Source organism: Streptomyces sp. NPDC002787 (assembly GCF_053592095.1).
Genome location: NZ_JBSFVC010000009.1, coordinates 75,166 through 92,383, shown reverse-complemented (window position 1 = coordinate 92,383; position 17,218 = coordinate 75,166). Strand labels below are relative to the sequence as shown.

13 protein-coding genes and 1 other RNA gene are annotated in these 17,218 nt (G+C 70.2%); 6 read left to right on the top strand and 8 right to left on the bottom strand.

All coding sequences use genetic code 11. From position 1 onward, the window contains the following. Positions 1–59: 59 nt before the first annotated feature. The 4 genes from ACWD26_RS14500 to ACWD26_RS14485 all read right to left on the bottom strand — a co-directional run bounded on the left by ACWD26_RS14500 (position 60) and on the right by ACWD26_RS14485 (position 5,833). The gene (locus tag ACWD26_RS14500; protein WP_451269767.1) at positions 60–1,265 is read right to left on the bottom strand and encodes an acyltransferase family protein; all 1,206 of its coding nucleotides are present in this window, start codon (positions 1,263–1,265) and stop codon (positions 60–62) included. Then, positions 1,262–3,364, bottom strand: a complete 2,103-nt coding sequence (locus tag ACWD26_RS14495; protein WP_451270099.1) for a glycosyltransferase — start codon at positions 3,362–3,364, stop codon at positions 1,262–1,264. The genes ACWD26_RS14500 and ACWD26_RS14495 overlap by 4 nt, the downstream gene beginning before the upstream one ends. 269 nt (positions 3,365–3,633) lie before the next feature. After that, positions 3,634–4,698 carry a hypothetical protein gene (locus ACWD26_RS14490; protein ID WP_451269765.1) on the bottom strand — a complete coding sequence of 355 codons (1,065 nt, stop codon included), beginning with the start codon at positions 4,696–4,698 and terminating at the stop codon, positions 3,634–3,636. A gap of 160 nt (positions 4,699–4,858) precedes the next feature. Continuing rightward, positions 4,859–5,833 carry a LysR family transcriptional regulator gene (locus tag ACWD26_RS14485; protein WP_451269763.1) on the bottom strand — a complete coding sequence of 325 codons (975 nt, stop codon included), beginning with the start codon at positions 5,831–5,833 and terminating at the stop codon, positions 4,859–4,861. An 84-nt stretch (positions 5,834–5,917) separates the two neighbouring features. Here ACWD26_RS14485 and ACWD26_RS14480 point away from each other — a divergent pair, with 84 nt between their 5' ends. From ACWD26_RS14480 to ACWD26_RS14455, 6 genes are all read left to right on the top strand, one after another. Next, complete coding sequence (locus ACWD26_RS14480; RefSeq protein WP_451269761.1) at positions 5,918–7,330, top strand: MFS transporter; 1,413 nt, start codon at positions 5,918–5,920, stop codon at positions 7,328–7,330. A gap of 108 nt (positions 7,331–7,438) precedes the next feature. Continuing rightward, entirely contained in the window at positions 7,439–8,737 is a 1,299-nt protein-coding gene (locus ACWD26_RS14475) for an ABC transporter substrate-binding protein (RefSeq protein ID WP_451269759.1), read from the top strand. Beyond that, positions 8,734–9,663, top strand: a complete 930-nt coding sequence (locus ACWD26_RS14470; RefSeq protein WP_451269757.1) for a carbohydrate ABC transporter permease — start codon at positions 8,734–8,736, stop codon at positions 9,661–9,663. Before ACWD26_RS14475 ends, ACWD26_RS14470 begins: the two co-directional genes overlap by 4 nt. Further along, on the top strand, positions 9,660–10,481 hold the full coding sequence (locus ACWD26_RS14465) for a carbohydrate ABC transporter permease (RefSeq protein WP_451269755.1): 822 nt from the start codon (positions 9,660–9,662) through the stop codon (positions 10,479–10,481). Before ACWD26_RS14470 ends, ACWD26_RS14465 begins: the two co-directional genes overlap by 4 nt. 27 nt (positions 10,482–10,508) lie before the next feature. After that, positions 10,509–12,806, top strand: a complete 2,298-nt coding sequence (gene yicI, locus ACWD26_RS14460) for an alpha-xylosidase (protein WP_451269753.1) — start codon at positions 10,509–10,511, stop codon at positions 12,804–12,806. Continuing rightward, complete coding sequence (locus ACWD26_RS14455) at positions 12,803–13,816, top strand: LacI family DNA-binding transcriptional regulator (protein ID WP_451269751.1); 1,014 nt, start codon at positions 12,803–12,805, stop codon at positions 13,814–13,816. Before yicI ends, ACWD26_RS14455 begins: the two co-directional genes overlap by 4 nt. Positions 13,817–13,877: 61 nt before the next feature. Here ACWD26_RS14455 and ssrA read toward each other — a convergent pair. The 4 genes from ssrA to ftsX form a co-directional block, all read right to left on the bottom strand. Further along, positions 13,878–14,264: a transfer-messenger RNA gene (gene ssrA, locus ACWD26_RS14450) on the bottom strand. Positions 14,265–14,363: 99 nt separating this feature from the next. Further along, positions 14,364–14,906 carry an SsrA-binding protein SmpB gene (gene smpB, locus ACWD26_RS14445; protein ID WP_451270097.1) on the bottom strand — a complete coding sequence of 181 codons (543 nt, stop codon included), beginning with the start codon at positions 14,904–14,906 and terminating at the stop codon, positions 14,364–14,366. Positions 14,907–15,003: 97 nt separating this feature from the next. Then, positions 15,004–16,200 carry a S41 family peptidase gene (locus ACWD26_RS14440; RefSeq protein ID WP_451269749.1) on the bottom strand — a complete coding sequence of 399 codons (1,197 nt, stop codon included), beginning with the start codon at positions 16,198–16,200 and terminating at the stop codon, positions 15,004–15,006. A 67-nt stretch (positions 16,201–16,267) separates the two neighbouring features. Next, on the bottom strand, positions 16,268–17,185 hold the full coding sequence (gene ftsX, locus ACWD26_RS14435; protein WP_451269747.1) for a permease-like cell division protein FtsX: 918 nt from the start codon (positions 17,183–17,185) through the stop codon (positions 16,268–16,270). Positions 17,186–17,218 lie beyond the last annotated feature (33 nt).

Here is a 17,218-nt window from a genome sequence, read left to right as displayed (position 1 = left end):
GTATCCCGGTTGGTTACCGGGTCAGTACATGACCAAGCACACGCAACCGGCCAGCCACGTCAGGACCTTCCCCCGGCCTTCCCACGATCCGCACTCCTCGGCCACAACCTCGGCCTCCGCCCGGCCGCCAGATCCTCGGCCCAGCCGAAGGCGACGACACAGCAGGCGATGAGCAGCCAGGTCACGACGAGCACGGGCCAGACGCTCTCCAGCAGCCAGGGGACGTTCTGTTCGAGGAACACCACACTCCACAGCCGGTCCCACTGGGTGACGGCGATCAGGATGCAGGTGTTGTGCCAGAGATAGACCGTCACCGCACGGGAGTTGAGGAGGGTGATGGCCCCGTCCCAGCGGCGCAGCCGGTCCGGCCACTCGGACCACGACGGGCTGATGTGCAGCAGCAGCGCCACCGTGCCGAAGGACCACAGGGCCTGGGCGAACGGCATGCTGTCCAGGTCGTGGCCGGAGCGGAAGTCGCTGTTCAGGGCGTACCAGAGGCCGACCAGTGCGATCGCCGGGGCGACCGACGGGACGAGGTAGCGCGGGAGTCGCTTGAGGATGCCCTCCTGGTGGGCCATGCCGAGGATCCAGCAGGCGCCGAACGTGCTGAAGTCCGTCAGCCCCGAGGCGAACCGCTCACCGGGCAGGGCCAGCAGATCCAGCTGGAACACCCCGGCCAGCGCGACCGGCGCGAGGACCGTCACCACCGGCACGGCCCGCACCGCGCGCAGCAGCAGCGGGGAGAGGACCACGAACCAGAGGTAGGCGCGCACGTACCAGAGCGGTCCGGCCAGCTCCACGGCCCAGTCGGCACCGATGAAGCCGTGCACTCCGGGCAGGCCCTCGGCGTACGGCGGGTCGCTGATCGGCAGGACCCAGAAGGTGAGGTGGAACCACCACCAGCCGGGGTGCCCGTCCGCGTCCGGCCCCCAGCCCTGGGCGACCATCCCGGTCACACCCACGACCCCGAGCAGCCACACCGGCGGCAGCAGCCGGCGGAGCCGGCCCCGGACGACGTCCACCGCCGGGCGCTTCAGCGAGCGCGCCATGAGGTTGCCGGCGAGCGCGAACATCACGCCCATGGAGGGGAAGAGGAGCGGCAGCCAGGCCCAGCCGGTGAGGTGGTAGAGCACCACCCGGAAGAGGGCGAGGGCCCGCAGGAGGTCGAAGTAGCGGTCCCGGCCGGGGACTTGCGGAACGGACGGGATCTGCGCGGTGGAGTCGTACGAGGTGGAGTCGGTGGAGTCGTGCGCGATCGTGCTCATCCGACCGGCCTCCGCTCCCCCGACCGCTGCTGCGGCACGGCCGCCTCACCGGGCGCCCCCGGCAGCCCCACGGCCCCCGTCCGCCGCAGCTTCTGCCAGCGCAGCCGGCCGCCGGTCAGCGCCGTGATCCAGGACTGCAGCAGGACGACGTACATGAGCTGGCGGTAGAGGAGTTGCTGGAGCGGCAGCGAGATCAGATGCGTCATGCGCTCCTTGTCGAGGTGGAACGCGAGCGCCGCGCACACCACCTGGACGGCCAGGACACCGAGCCACGCGCCGATGGTCTTCTCCGTCGGCCCGAACACCAGCCCGTAGAGCAGGAACACGTCGATGAGCGGGGCCAGCAGGGGCGCCACCACCATGAACAGTGACACCAGCGGCAGGCCCACGCGTCCGAAGCGGCCGGAGGGGCCCCGGTCGAAGAGCGAGCCCCGGTGCTTCCAGATGGCCTGCATCGTGCCGTACGACCAGCGGTAGCGCTGCGACCACAGCTGCTGGACGGATTCCGGCGCCTCGGTCCAGGCCCGCGCCTTCTCCGCGTACACGACGTGCCAGCCGTCGCGGTGCATGGCCATGGTGATGTCGGTGTCCTCGGCGAGGGTGTCCTCGCTCATGCCGCCGACCCGTTCGAGCGCCGTGCGCCGGAACGCCCCGACCGCGCCGGGGATCGTCGGCATACAGCGCAGGATGTCGTACATCCTGCGGTCGAGGTTGAACCCCATCACGTACTCGATGTGCTGCCAGGCGCCGATGAGGGTGTCCCGGTTGCCGACCTTGGCGTTGCCCGCGACCGCGCCGACGCGGGGGTCGGCGAACGGCTGGACCAGCTCGCGGACGGTGGACGGTTCGAAGACCGTGTCGCCGTCCATCATGACGATCAGTTCGTGCCGCGCGTTGGCGATGCCACGGTTGAGGGCGGCCGGCTTGCCCGCGTTGAGCTGGCGTACGACACGGACGCCCGGCAGGTCCTTGCCCAGCTCCTCGACGATGCCGGCCGTGCCGTCGCTGGAGCCGTCGTCGATGACCAGCACCTCGATGGGGTGGTCGCTCGCCACCAGCGAACGGACCGTCTTCTCGATGCACTTGGCCTCGTTGTACGCCGGCACGAGGACGGACACCGGTTCGGTGACGGGTCCGTCCGGGCCCCAGCGGAAGTTCCGGCGGCGGACGCGGCGGGCGTGGACGATCGACAGGACCAGCATCAGGCCGAAGCGGGCGAGGACGAGGACGCCGACGACCGCGAGGGCGACGACGAGGATGCTGGTCGTCTTCTCCGACGCCTGCACCAGCGTCACCCAGACCTTGCCCTTGACCAGGCCGAGGCCCGCGACCGGGGTGTGCGCGCTGGGCGCCTTCAGGGCGCCGGTCAGGGTGTCGAACTTGTAGCCCCTGACCTGGAGTTCGGCGATGTACCGGTCCAGGGCGGCGACGGTCTGCGAGCGGTCGCCACCGGAGTCGTGCAGCAGCACGACCGCGCCCTCGCCGCGCTCGGGCGTGGACCGGCGGATGATCTCGTCGACGCCCGGCCGCTTCCAGTCCTGGCTGTCGGTGTCGCTGACGACGGTGATGTAGCCACGGCTGCCGATGTACTGCGTCACCGGCCACGTCCGGTTGTCCATGCGCTCGGAGAACGACGAGTACGGCGGCCGGAACAGCGAGGTGCGGATGCCCGCCGCGCCCGCGAGCGCGAGCTGGTTCTGGGACAGCTCCCAGTCGATGCGGTCCTTGGTCTGGAGGGAGAGATCGGGGTGGTTGAAGGTGTGCAGGCCGATCTCGTGGCCCTCGTCGACCATGCGCCGGACCAGGTCCGGGTAGCGGGAGGCCATGGTGCCGGTGATGAAGAAGACGGCCTTGGCCTCGTGCTTCTTCAGCATGTCCAGGACCCTGGGCGTCCACTTGGGGTCGGGCCCGTCGTCGAAGGTCAGGACCAGCTCGTAGTCGGGGACGTCGAGGCTGATCTCGCGCCCGGAGCGGGTGTCGATCACCGGCCCGCCCTCCAGGATCTTCTTCGGCACCCGGTCGTTCGACACGGGCGGCCGGACCCGGTGGTCCGCGAGGATCTCGCTGTGCACGTAGCCGCGCAGCATCAGCATCGCCATCAGCGCGACGAGCAGCACACAGGGGAGCAGGTAGCGCAGGGGCAGGCGCCGCCCCGAACGTTTCCGCGCGCTCTTGCGGGAGCGCTTGGCGGAGCCTTTCGCCTTGGTGCCGTCCGTCCGGTGGGCCGGGCCCTTCGCCGGGGTCTTCGCCGAGCTGTCAGGCGCGTGTTCGGCCGTGCCGTCCTCGGCGGTCCCCGTCGATCGTGGTGAGCGGGTATGGCGGGAGGCGGCGGCACGCGAAGGTGTGCCGCCGCGCTTGGAGCGGGTCATCAGGCGGGGCTCTCCGGGTTCTGCGGGCTCTGCGGCTCCTGCGGGCTCTGCCCGCTCTCCGACGTCGACGAGGCCGGCTCGACGGGCGCCGGGGAGGCCGGGCCGTCGGCGACGGTGTCGGTGCCGGGGCCGGGGGAACCGGAGGCCGAGGGCGTGGGCGAGGGCGTGACCGAGGGGCTGGGGTCGACCTTCGGCGGTACGGACACCGACGGGGACGGCTCGGGGTCCTTCACGCTGACGCTCGGCTTGGGCTGCGGCGCGACGCTGGCGCTGGGCCCGGCCGAGGGCTTGGCGCTGGGGGGCGCCTTCGGCTTCTTGGCCTTGCCCGACGAGCCGGTCGGCGACTTGCCGCCGGGCGAGGACGTCGCTCCCGTACGGCCTCCACCCGGCGCCGAGTCCGGGACCAGGCCGTCCGCCGTGTCGGACCGGTCGGCCGACTCGTCCGGCTCCGGCGGTGTGTCCACCTTGCCCGCCGGCTTGTCGTCCTTCTGCATCGGCACCGGCAGCCAGGGCGCGTCCGAGTTGCCGGAGACCAGCGTGCCGACGATGACCACGGCGTACGCCGCGCAGGCGGTGCCGACGGCGATACCGAGGCGCCGGTAGAGGTTCCGGCGCCGCCCCGACTCGTCGACGAAGACCGGCCCGTCGGAGTCCTGACCGGCGCCCGCCGACCCGTCCTTCCCGGCGTGCCTGCCCGGTCCCTCGTCCACTTCGCGTCCCAGACCGTCGAGCTGGACGGTCACCTCGTGCGGGTCGTGGTTGCGGCCGGGCTGGTCGGGCTGCTCCCAGGGCGCCGGTACGCCACCCGACGGGCCCGCCTCACGCCCCGACGCTTCCGAAGCACCGGAGGCGGTCGGCTGCCGGGGCACTCCGACACCCGTGCCGGACTGCCCGGAGATCCCGGCCCCGTGGTCCCGCTCCGCCCAAGAGACGGCTCCCGTTCTGGCGGCGGCCTCGGGCCAGACCACCTCGTCTCCGGAGCCGATACCACCACGGCCTCGGCCGAGGCCTTCGCCGTCGTTCCGCTGCGGCTGAGGGCCCTTGGGCCAGTTGTCGACGTGCACGCACTTCCCCCCACGGGATCGTTCTTGGGTGCGTGTTCGATGCCGGGCGGTCGCACTTTCCTGTACCGGACCGGGCCCCCACCCGATCCGGGGCGCCCCGCCCCTCACACGCACCCGGATCCCGAAATGTAGAGGTGGGAGAGATGGGTGTTGTGTGATGTCAGGCGAAGGTCATCATGATGAGTGCATCTGTGGCCGGAATCCACCCGTCCTCCGGATGTGATAGCCATACTTCCGCCCGCGCCAGCTCGGCGGCGGCCCGCCGCAACGCGTCGAGTCCGGGGTGCGCGAGCCCCTTGCGCCACACCAGCGAGACGGGCGACAGCGGCACGGGATCGACGAGCGGCCGCGACACCGTGCCCGGCATGGGCGGGAAGTCCACCACCGCCAGCACCGGGTTCCTCGTCTTGGCCATGATCCGCTGGAACTCCTCCTCCCCCACGGCCAGCGGGGCGGGCGCCGCGACCTCGATCCCCCGCCCCTCGAACAGCCGCGCCGCCAGCTCCGTCCACTCCGGAGTGCGGGGATTCCCGGCGCCCGCGTAGACGCTCTCGCCCGCGAGTTCCGCCAGCGGTACGGCCTCCAGCGCGGCCAGCCGGTGGCCCTCGGGCAGGATCACCGTCATCGGCTCGTACCGCACCGGCTGCTGTTCGAGCCGGCCCCGCACCGCCGGATCGAGCCCCGCGAACCTCCCGAACGACACGTCCAGCCGCCCGGCGAGGATCTCGGCCGCCGCATACGTCAGCCCGCTCTCGTACCGCGCCATCAACTCCAGCTCCGGGGCGAGCTCACGGGCCCGGCGCAGCACCCGCACGCCCGTGGCCAGTCCCGGCGAGTTCAGATCCACCAACAGGGGCCGCACCTGCCGGAACGCGGCGACCAACTCCTCCTGCGCCGCCAGCACCCGCCGCGCGTAGGGCACCAGCCGCTCCCCGTCCGCCGTCAACACCACCTGCCGGGTACTGCGCACGAACAGCTCCACCCCCAACTCCCGCTCCAGCCGCCGGACATCCCGGCTGAGCGCCTGCTGAGCGACGAAGAGCCGGGCGGCGGCCCGGGTGAAGTGCAGTTCCTCGGCGACGGCGAGAAACCCACGAAGAAGCCGAGGCTCGACGGCATAGGGGGCGACAGACATCCGGCGAACTTACAACCGGGGTGCGTGAATCACCACAGAGTAAGTGTTGGACGGTGGATCATGAACGGGGCGACGGTTGCCTGCATGCCCCAACCGTCAAAACCCCTGCTGACCGTAACCGCCGATCAACTGATAGCAGCCGACTTCAACCCCCGCCGACCCAAGGGGCGCGAGGCTGCAACACATGCGGCTCCGCCGCGTGGGCGCGAGCAACCACCAACCACCCGCACCCGCCACCGAACACGCACCCCCACCCCCTACCGCGCCCTCTTCCAAGCCAAAGGCACCCGCCGCTTCGCCGCCGCAGGCATCCTCGCCCGCCTCCCCATGGGCATGTTCAGCGTGAGCGCGATCCTCATGATCGCCGCCTCCCGAGGCTCCTACGCCCTGGCCGGCGCCGTCGTGGCGACCGGCCTCGCCGCCACCGCCCTCGTCGCCCCGTGGACCGCCCGCCTGGTCGACCGCCACGGCCAGGCCAGGGTCGCCGTCCCCGCCACCGCCCTCGCCCTCCTCGGCGGCCTCGCCCTGATCGCCTGCGTCCACTGGAACGCCCCCGACTGGACCCTCTTCGCCTCCTACGCGGCCACCGCCACCACCCCCAACACCGGCGGTATGTCCCGCGCCCGCTGGGCCCACCTCCTGAAGGACGACCCGGCCGCCCTCCACACCGCCAACTCCTTCGAACAGGCCGCCGACGAACTCTGCTTCATGCTCGGCCCGGTCATCGCCGCCTTCCTCTGTACCACCCTGTTCCCCGAGGCCGGCACCCTCGTCGGCGGTCTCCTCTGCATGAGCGGCGTCCTGCTCTTCGCCGCCCAGCGCGCCACGGAACCGCCTCCGACCGGCCGTACGACCACGAAGTCCCCCCTCCGCGCCCCGGGCATCCCGCCCCTCCTCGCCGTCTTCCTCGCCACCGGCGCGGTCTTCGGCTCCCTGGAGGTCGTCACCATCGCCTACGCGGACGCCCAGGGCAGCCCCTCGGCGGCGGGCGTGATCCTCGGCCTCCAGGCGGCCGGTTCCTGCGCGGCGGGCCTCGCCTACGGCGCCCGCCGGGTGACCGGTCCGGCGGAACGCCGCTTCCTGTGGTGCCTGGCGGCGATGACGGCCCTGATGGCCCTCCCCTGGCTCACCGCCACCGCCACCGGCTCCCTCCTGCTCCTCGCCCCGTCCCTCCTCCTCGCGGGCATGGCCACCGCCCCCACCATGGTCACCGCCATGTCCCTAGTCCAACACCGCACCCCCGAAGGCCAGTTGAACGAGGGCATGACTCTCGCCGTCACCGGCCTGCTCGGCGGGATAGCGGGCGGCTCGGCGCTGGGCGGCTGGGTGGTGGAACACGCACCGCGCACCGGAGCCGGGACCGGCACGGCCGGCTTCGCGGTACCGGTGGCCGCGGCGGCCCTGGCGCTCCTGATCGCCACCGCCCAGCACGCGACCGGACGACACCCCACCGTTCGACCCACCGAGCCGCTGACGGATTCCCGTCCGCGCCATTGACGCAGCGTCAGCCCGCCCTTACCTTCCGTCGAAGCGCTTCGACGTCACACATCGAAACGATTCGACCACACCGTTCGACGATCCATCCGACTCCCCTGGAGGCGCGGGATGCTGACGGCACGAAGGCGTATGACGGTGTTCACGGCGGCGGCTCTCTGCGGAGCCCTGCTCCTGACCTCCTGCGGCGGCTCGGACAGCGGCGGCGCGGAGGACGGCGGAACACTCCGCCTCTGGCACTACGAGAGCCCCGACAGCGCGATGGGCATCGCCTGGAGCGCGGCGATCGAGGAGTTCGAGAAGACCCACCCCGGCGTCAGGGTCGAGTTCGAGGAGAAGGGTTTCGAACAGATCCGGAAGACGGCCCCGATGGTCCTCAACTCCTCCGACGCGCCGGACCTCATGGAGTACAACAAGGGCAACGCCACCGCCGGACTCCTGTCCAGGCAGGGCCTCCTCACGGACCTCACCGGCGAGGTCACGAAACGCGGCTGGGACAAGAAGCTCAGCGCGGGCGTCCGGACCACCAGCCAGTACGACGCCAACGGGGTCATGGGCTCCGGCAAGTGGTTCGGGGTGCCGAACTACGCCGAGTACACGATGGTCTTCTACAACAAGGACCTCTTCAAGAAGCACGGCATCGCCGAACCCACCACCCTCGCCGAACTCACCGCCGCCATGGACGAGTTCGTCGACGCCGGTGTCACCCCGCTGGCCAACGGGGGCGCCGAGTACATGGCGCAGCAGTACCTGTACCAACTGGCGCTCAGCAAGGCGGACCGCGCCTGGGTGGACTCGTACGAGTTGTACGAGGGGAAGACGGACTTCCATGACGCCGCCTGGACGTACGGGGCGCGGACCTTCGCCGACTGGGTCGACAAGGGGTACATCAGCGAGAAGTCGACGGGGCTGAAGTCCGAGGACGCGGGCGTCTCCTTCATCCAGGGCAAGGCGCCGATCCTGTTCTCGGGAAGCTGGTGGTACGGCCGGTTCCAGGCGGAGAACACCTTCGACTGGGGCACCTTCCTGTGGCCCGACACGAATCTCACGCTCGGCTCCGGCGGAAATCTCTGGGTCGTCCCGAAGGGCGCGAAGAACAAGGAGCTCGCCTACGACTTCATCGACATCACCATGTCGGAGAAGATCCAGAACCTGCTGGGCAACAAGGGCGGAGTCCCGGTGGCCGCCGACCCCGCCGCCATCACGGACCCCCGGGCCAAGGACCTGATCGCCGACTTCAACACCCTCTCCGAGAAGGACGGCCTGGCCTTCTACCCGGACTGGCCCGTCCCCGGCTTCTACGACGTCCTCGTCTCCGAGACCCAGAAGCTGATCACCGGCAGCGCGGACCCGGACGCGTACCTGGACGCGATCGGGGAGGCGTACGAGAAGGACGCACCGAAGCGATGACGGCCCGTACCGGAGCCGTGCGGGGCCGCAGCCACGACTCCTACGTCCTGTTCCTCCTCCCCGGCGCGCTCGCCTTCTTCGCCGTCGTCATCGTCCCGTTCCTGATGAACACGGGCGTGAGCTTCACCGACTGGCAGGGGGTCGGCAGCCCGGAGTGGTCGGGGCTCGCCAACTACCGGGAGCTGATGGGCGACTCGGACTTCTGGGCGTCGTTCCGGCACAGCCTGTTCATGGTGGTGGCGATGGCCGTCGTACCGACCGCGCTCGGACTGGTCCTGGCCGCCGCCCTGTTCGACTTCGTCGGCAAGCACTTCGGCGGCCGGGTCACCGCCGTGCTGCGTGCCTGCTTCTACCTCCCCCAGGTGCTGCCGGTCGCGGTCGCCGGCATCGTCTGGAGCTGGATCCTCGCCCCCGAGAACGGCTCCCTGAACGAGCTGCTCAAGGCGGTCGGGCTGGGCGGATGGCAGCAGGACTGGCTCGGCGACCCCGACCTCGCCCTCTACACCGTCATGGCCGTGATGGTGTGGGTGCAGCTCGGCTTCCCGCTGGTGGTCTTCATGGCGGGCCTGCAACGCGTCGACCCGGCGCTGTACGAGGCGGCCGAGCTGGACGGGGCGGGCTGGTGGCGCCGCTTCCGGCACATCACGCTGCCGCAGATCCGGCCCGAGATCCAGGTGGTGCTGCTGTGGTGCACGATCGCCGCGCTCAAGGTGTTCGGCGCGGTGTACGTCCTGACGAAGGGCGGCCCGGGCGGCGCCACCGACGTCCCGTCCTACTTCTCCTTCACCACGTTCTTCGAGAAGACCCAGGTCGGCTACGGCGCCGCGATCTCCACGGTCCTGACCGTGCTGATCCTCGCGCTGGCCCTGGTCGGGCTCAAGCTCCAGACGCGCGCCGAGGACGCCGAGGAGGGGACTCGCGTATGACCGCCGTCCGCCGCTACCCGGTGCTCGTGGCCCTCTGCGTCGCCGCCCTCTTCATGATCGTCCCGTTTCTGATCGTGACCGTGAACGCGGTCAAGTCCCCGGCCGAGTACTCCCAGAACGGCCCCCTGAGCCTGCCCGAGGGGCTCTACCTGGACGGCCTGAAGGACTTCTGGGAGCGGGTGGACTACGGCCGGAAGCTGTTCAACTCGGTGCTGATCAGCGGCTCGGTGGCGGTGCTTGCCGTCGTCCTGTCCGTCCTCAACGCGTACGCGATCGGCATCGGCCGGCTGCGCGGCCGTACCTGGATCCTGGCCTTCTTCGTCCTGGCGAACATGCTGCCGCAGGAGGCGCTGGTCTACCCGGTCTACTTCCTCTCCAAGGAGGCCGGCCTCTACGACACCCGCCTGAGCGTGGTCATCGTCTTCACGGTCATCCAGGCGGCCTTCGGCACCTACCTCCTCTCGTCGGTCCTCGGGCAGTTCCCCCGCGAGATCGTCGAGGCGGCCCGGATCGACGGCGCGAACAAGTGGCAGATCCTGTGGCGGATCGTCGTCCCCGTCAGCCGCCCCACCCTCAGCGTGCTGCTGGTCTTCTTCTTCATCTGGACCTGGAACGAGTTCCTGCTGCCCCTGGTCATGCTGATCTCCAACGACAACCAGACCGTGTCGGTGGCCCTCGGCGTCCTCCAGGGCCAGCGTCTGATGGACGCCACGATGACCAACGCGGCGGCCCTGCTCGGCCTGCTCCCCGCCCTCGTGTTCTTCCTCCTCTTCCAGCGCACGCTCACCCGCGGCATCGCGGTGGGAGCCGTGAAGTAGGCCGTGACGTAAGGAGATTCCCCCCACATGAAGTTCACCGACGGCTACTGGCTGCTCCGCGAGGGCGTCACCGCGGCCCATCCGGTCGAGGTCCTCGACGTCACCGCCACGGACGGCGGCGCCCTGGAGGTCCACGCCCCGACCCAGCCCATCCGCCACCGCGGCGACCTGCTGAAGGGACCGGTCGTGACGATCAGCGCCCACGCCCCGATGCCCGACGTCATCGGTGTCACCTTCACCCACTTCGAGGGCGAGCGGCCACGCGGCCCCCGATTCGAGCTGAGCACACAGGAGTTCACCCCCCACACCTCCTACGACGACGAGCACGCCACCCTCACCGCCGGAGACTTGTCGGTACGCGTCTCCCGCACGGGCCCCTGGCACGTCGACTTCCTCGCCCACGGCCGCACCCTCACCACCAGCGGCCCCAGGTCGATGGGCATCATGCGCGACGCCTCCGGCGCCCACTATCTCCGCGAGCAGCTCAATCTCGGCGTCGGCGCCTCCGTCTACGGCCTCGGCGAACGCTTCGGCCCGCTCGTCAAGAACGGCCAGGTCGTCGACATCTGGAACGCCGACGGCGGCACGGCCACCGAACAGGCCTACAAGAACGTGCCGTTCTACCTCACCGACGCGGGTTACGGCGTCTTCGTCGACCACCCCGGCAAGGTGTCGTTCGAGGTCGCCTCGGAGGTCGTGTCGAGGGTCCAGTTCAGCGCGGAGACCCAGCAGCTGACGTACTACGTCATCTACGGCCCGACCCCGAAGGACATCCTCCGCAAGTACACGGCCCTCACCGGCCGCCCGGCCCTGCCGCCCGCCTGGTCGTTCGGCCTGTGGCTGTCGACCTCCTTCACCACCTCCTACGACGAGGAGACGGTCACCTCCTTCATCGAGGGCATGCGGGAGCGCCGGCTGCCCCTGTCCGTCTTCCACTTCGACTGCTTCTGGATGCGCGAGTTCCAGTGGTGCGACTTCCAGTGGGACTCCCGCGTCTTCCCGGACCCGGAGGGCATGCTGGCCCGCCTCAAACGGCGTGGCCTGCGCATCTCCGTCTGGATCAACCCGTACATCGCCCAGCGCTCCCCGCTCTTCGCGGAGGGCAAGGCCCTCGGTCACCTCCTCCGCCGGCCCGACGGCAGTGTCTGGCAGTGGGACCTCTGGCAGCCCGGCATGGCCCTCGTCGACTTCACCAGCCCGGCGGCCCGCGAGTGGTACGCGACCAAGCTGGAGGCGCTGCTCTCCCAGGGCGTCGACTGCTTCAAGACCGACTTCGGCGAGCGCGTGCCCGTGGACGTGACCTGGTCCGACGGCACGGACCCGGAGCGGATGCACAACTACTACACCTACCTCTACAACCGGACCGTCTTCGACGTCCTGCGCAAACACCGGGGCGAGGGCGAGGCGGTCCTCTTCGCCCGCTCGGCGACCACCGGCAGCCAGCGCTTCCCCGTCCACTGGGGCGGCGACTGCGAGTCGACGTACGAGGCGATGGCCGAGTCGCTGCGGGGCGGGCTGTCGCTGGGGCTGTCGGGCTTCGGGTTCTGGAGCCACGACATCGGCGGCTTCGAGGGCACCCCGACGCCCGCGCTGTTCAAGCGCTGGATCGCCTTCGGCCTGCTCTCCTCCCACAGCCGCCTGCACGGCTCGTCGTCGTACCGCGTCCCGTGGCTCTTCGACGACGAATCGGTGGACGTCCTACGGAAGTTCACCGAGCTCAAGCTCAGCCTCATGCCCTACCTCTACGAGGCCGCGCGCACCGCCCACACCGAGGGCGTGCCCATGATGCGCGCGATGGTGCTGGAGTTCCCCGACGACCCCGGCTGCGCGCATCTGGAGCGCCAGTACATGCTCGGCCCCGACCTCCTCGTGGCGCCCGTCTTCAGCGACGAGGGCGATGTCACGTACTACGTCCCCGAGGGCACCTGGACCCGCTTCCCGGGCGGCGGGACGGTCACCGGCCCCCGCTGGGTCCGCGAACGCCACGACTTCCTGAGCGTGCCCCTGCTCGTCCGTCCCGGCGCGGTCGTCCCGGTCGGCGCGGCGGTGGACCGCCCGGACTACGACCACGCCGACGGGGTCACGCTGCGCGCGTACGGCCTCGCACACGGCGCCCAGGTGACGGTGCCGGTGGGCGACGTGACCTTCACCGTCGTACGGGAGGGGAACGTGCTGCGGGCGTCGTGCGGCGACCCGAGGGCGCCGTGGGGGCTCGCGGCCGGCGACCGGGAGGTACGGGCGGAGGCGGGCACGGGTTTTCTGACGATGGACCTGGAGCCGGACCGGGACGCGGATCCGGACGCGGAAGGAACGAGGTCGCGGTGACGGTGAAGATCACTGATGTGGCCCGGCACGCGGGCGTCTCCCCCAGCACCGTCTCGTACGCCCTGAGCGGCAAGCGGCCGATCTCGGCGGAGACACGGGCCCGGGTCGAGGCGTCCATCCGCGAGCTGGGCTACCGCCCGCACGCCGGCGCCCGCGCCCTGGCGAGCAGCAAGTCCAACGTGCTGGCGATGGTGGTGCCGTTACGGGCCGGCATCAACGTGCCGGTGGTCATGCAGTTCGCGGTGTCGGCGGTCACGACGGCCCGCGCACACGACCACGACGTGCTGATGCTGACGCAGGAGGAGGGCGAGGAGGGTCTGCGCCGGGTCGCGGACTCGGCCCTGGTGGACGCGCTGATCGTGATGGACGTCCAACTCCACGACCCCAGGCTGCCGTTGCTGCGCACCCTGGACCGGCCGTCGGTCCTGATCGGCTTCCCTGCCGAGCCCTCCGGCCTGACCTGTATAGACCTGGACTTCAAGGCGGCGGGCGAACTGTGCGTGGAGCACCTGGCCGGTCTGGGCCACCGCGTGGTGGGCCTCATCGGCTCACCCCCGGAGGTCTATGTCCGCCAGACCGCGTTCGCCCAACGTGTCGTCCAGGGCTTCACTGCCGCCGCCACCCGCAACGGCATGTCCTCCACGGTCCACCCCTGCGAGGCCACCCCGGCGGCAGCCCGAGCGGTGGCCGAACGCCTCCTCCGTGAACAACCCGCCCTCACCGGCGTGGTCGTCCACAACGAGGCGATCCTGGACCCCCTGCTCGACGCCTTCGAGCACCTGGGCCTGCGCGTCCCGGCCGACCTCTCCGTCACCGCCCTCTGCCCCGACGACCTCGCCGAGTCCCTGCGCGTCCCCGTCACCGCGATCGCCATCCCGGCGGCGGAGGTGGGCGAACAGGCGGTGGACCTCCTGATGAAGAAGCTGGACGGCGTCGCCGTACCCCGAGCCACCCTTCTCCCACCCCGCCTGACGGTGCGGGCGAGCACGGCCCGCCGGGTCACCGGATGACGAAAGGGGCCCGGTGGTCGATATGACCACCGGGCCCCTACTCGCTCGCATCACATGGGAATTGTGGAGATGGCGGGAATCGAACCCGCGTCCAACGGTGCGGAACCAGGGCTTCTCCGTGTGCAGTTCGCTGCGATTTTCTCGGCCCCGGCGATCACGCGAACAAGTCGCCGACGGGCCCAGTCACTGTTTGGTTTCCCATCGAGCCCCGTGACCGGGCTCAATGGTTTAGTTCCCTAGATTATGCCAGGATCCGGGCCGGGAACACTCCCGGGCTGACACCCATTAGGGCCTTCGTTCACTGCTTATCAGGCAGCGAGAGCGAAGGTCTGGGAATCGCGCTTGGTGTTGGCGATTATTTGGTGCGACATATGGTTAACGAGATCATTGCCGCTTCCTCGACACGCTTCCCCTGCCTCAACAGCCGCTGTCGAAACCGATCATCCCCATGTTCTGTTTTCAACGCTCACACCGACCGCGGCCGGTGTTGACACCATCGTACGTGACCGACGCACGCCGGTGCCACCGCATTTCCGGCGGCCTCGCCCTACTGGCCCCGCTGCTTCCGCTTCGCCGCCGCGATCGCCCGGTCCGACTCCCGCCGGTCCTGCTTCTCCCGCAGGGTCTGCCGCTTGTCGTACTCCTTCTTGCCTCGCGCGAGCGCGATCTCCGCCTTCGCCCGGCCGTCCTTGAAGTACAGAGCGAGGGGCACGATCGTGTGACCCGTCTCCTGCGCCTTGGACTCCAGCTTGTCGATCTCCTCGCGGTGCAGCAGCAGCTTCCGCTTGCGGCGCGCGGAGTGGTTGGTCCAGCTGCCCTGGTGGTACTCGGGGATGTGGGCGTTGTGCAGCCACGCCTCACCCCGGTCGATGTGGACGAAGCCGTCGGTCAGTGAGGTCCGTCCCTCGCGCAGCGACTTGACCTCGGTGCCGGTGAGGACGAGCCCGGCCTCGTAGGTGTCGATGATCGCGTAGTCGTGCCGGGCCTTCTTGTTCTGGGCGACGATCTTGCGCTTGCCGCCCTTCTCGCCGTCCCGGCCCTTGACGGCCGCCCCGCCCTGCTTGGGCTGGGACTCCTTCGGTACGTACATTCCCTTGCTCATAGTGCCGTCCATTTTCGCACTACGAAGGGGGTCCGCGGGAAGCCGATTAACGGGAGCGGCGATCAGGCGGGAAAGAGCCGGGGGCTCACCGCCCGAGCCCGGTCAGTACCGTCTCGGCCCGCTGGAGGGCGTCCTCGTCCGCTTCGAGGTCGGGGGTGATGCCGCTGCCGTCGACGCCACGGCCGGAGGGGGTGCGGTAGTGGCCGACGGTCAGTTCGGCGACGGAGCCGTCGGGGAGGCGGCTCGGCATCTGGACCGAGCCCTTGCCGAAGGTGCGGGAGCCCACGACCACCGCGCGGCCGCGGTCCTGGAGGGCCCCGGTGAGCAGCTCGGCCGCGCTCATCGTGCCGCCGTCGACGAGCGCGACCAGGGGTCTGGTGGTGTCGCCGCCGGGTTCGGCGTGCAGGGCCTGCTGCTCGCCGTTGACGTCGTACGTGGCGACGAGGCCGCCGTCGAGGAAGGCGGAGGCGGCGGTGACGGCCTCGGCGACGAGACCGCCGGAGTTGCCTCGCAGGTCGAGGACGAAGCCGGAGGCGTCCCCGGCCTGCTCGACGGCGGCCCGTACGAGATCGCCGGAGCCCTTGGTGAACGCGTCGACCTTGATGACGCTCACCCCGCCCGCCGTACGGCTGACGGTGACGTCCTCGGTGGACAGGCGGGCCCGGCGCAGGGTCTCGCGCCAGGTCTGTGTGCCGCGCCGCAGCTCCAGCGACACCTTCGTACCGGCGGCCGCGCTCTGGGGGGTCCCGGAGTCCTCCGTCCCCCCGTCGATCGCGTCGCCGCGCAGTAAGGAGACGACCTCGGTGACCGGGCGGCCGTCGACCTTCTCGCCGTCGACGCCGACGAGCCGGTCGCCCGCCCGGATCCCGGCCTCGGCGGCGGGCGAGCCGTCCTGCACCCGGGCCACCTCGATACGGCCGTCGCGCCCCCGCCGGGCCCAGAGCCCGACGCCGGTGTACTCGCCGCCGAGGGCCTCCTCGAACTGCTCGTACTCGCCCTCGGAGTAGACCGCGCCCCACCGGTCGCCGCTGCGGCTGACCGCGCGCTCGGCGGCCTCCACGGGGGACTTGCCCTCGGCCATGGCCTCGGCTGCGGCCTCGGCGACGTCCTGTTCCCTGCCGGCCGGGGCGGAGCGGGGGGTGTCGGCGGCGGCCGGCGCGCGGTAGGGGCCCTCGAAGGATCCGGTCGCGGCGCCCGTGGCGAGCACGCTCGCGAAGACCAATGTCAGGGCGGCCCCGCGGCCGATGCGGCGGGGCTGGGAGAACAGGTCGCGGCCTGACATGTCGGCGAGTCTAGGACAAGGCGAAGGGCCGCACCGGCCCTTGCCGGTACGGCCCCAGGGGCGTTCGTCACACCTTCAGATACTTGCGCAGCGCGACGAACGCGGCCAAAGCGGGCATCAGGAAGCTCACCGTGAGGATGAGCGGCAGCTTGATGAGGACCGCGTCCCAGCCGACGAAGTTGATGAGCGGCAGGTTCTGGGACAGCGCCACTCCGTTGTCGATCACGAAGTACTGGCCGAGCGCCAGGAAGGCGCAGGCGATCACGCCGCCGATGACACCGGCGACCGCCGCCTCCATGATGAACGGCGCCTGGATGTAGAACCCCGAGGCGCCCACGAGGCGCATGATCCCGATCTCACGACGACGGCTGAACGCCGAGACCCGCACCGTGTTGACGATCAGCAGCAGCGCCACGACCAGCATGACCGCCATCACACCGCGCGCCGCCAGGTTCAGGTAGCCGAGAAGCCGGAACAGGTTGTCCAGGATGCCCTTCTGGTCCTGCACCGACTGCACCCCGTCACGGCCGTTGAAGGCGCTCGCGATGACCTGGTACTTCTCCGGGTCCTTCAACTTGATGCGGTACGACTCCTGCATCTGGTCCGGGGTGAGGCTGCTGGCCAGCGGGGAGTCGCCGAACTGCTCCTTGTAGTGCTTGTACGCCTCGTCCTGCGACTCGTAGGCGACGTTGTCGACGACCGACATCTTCTGCAGATCGGACTTGATCTGGTTCTTCTGCTCGGTCGTGACCGCGCCCTTGGCGCAGTTGGGGTCGGACTCCGCGTCGCTCTTGTTGCAGAGGAAGACCGACACGTTGACCTTGTCGTACCAGTAGCCCTTCATCTGGCTGACCTGGTCGCTCATCAGCAGCGATCCGCCGAACAGGGCGAGCGAGAGAGCGACGGAGACGATGACCGCGAAGGTCATCGTGAGGTTGCGGCGGAGACCGACACCGATCTCGGACAGAACGAACTGGGCGCGCATGGCGTCTGGTCAAACCTTTCCGTGGACAGTCGT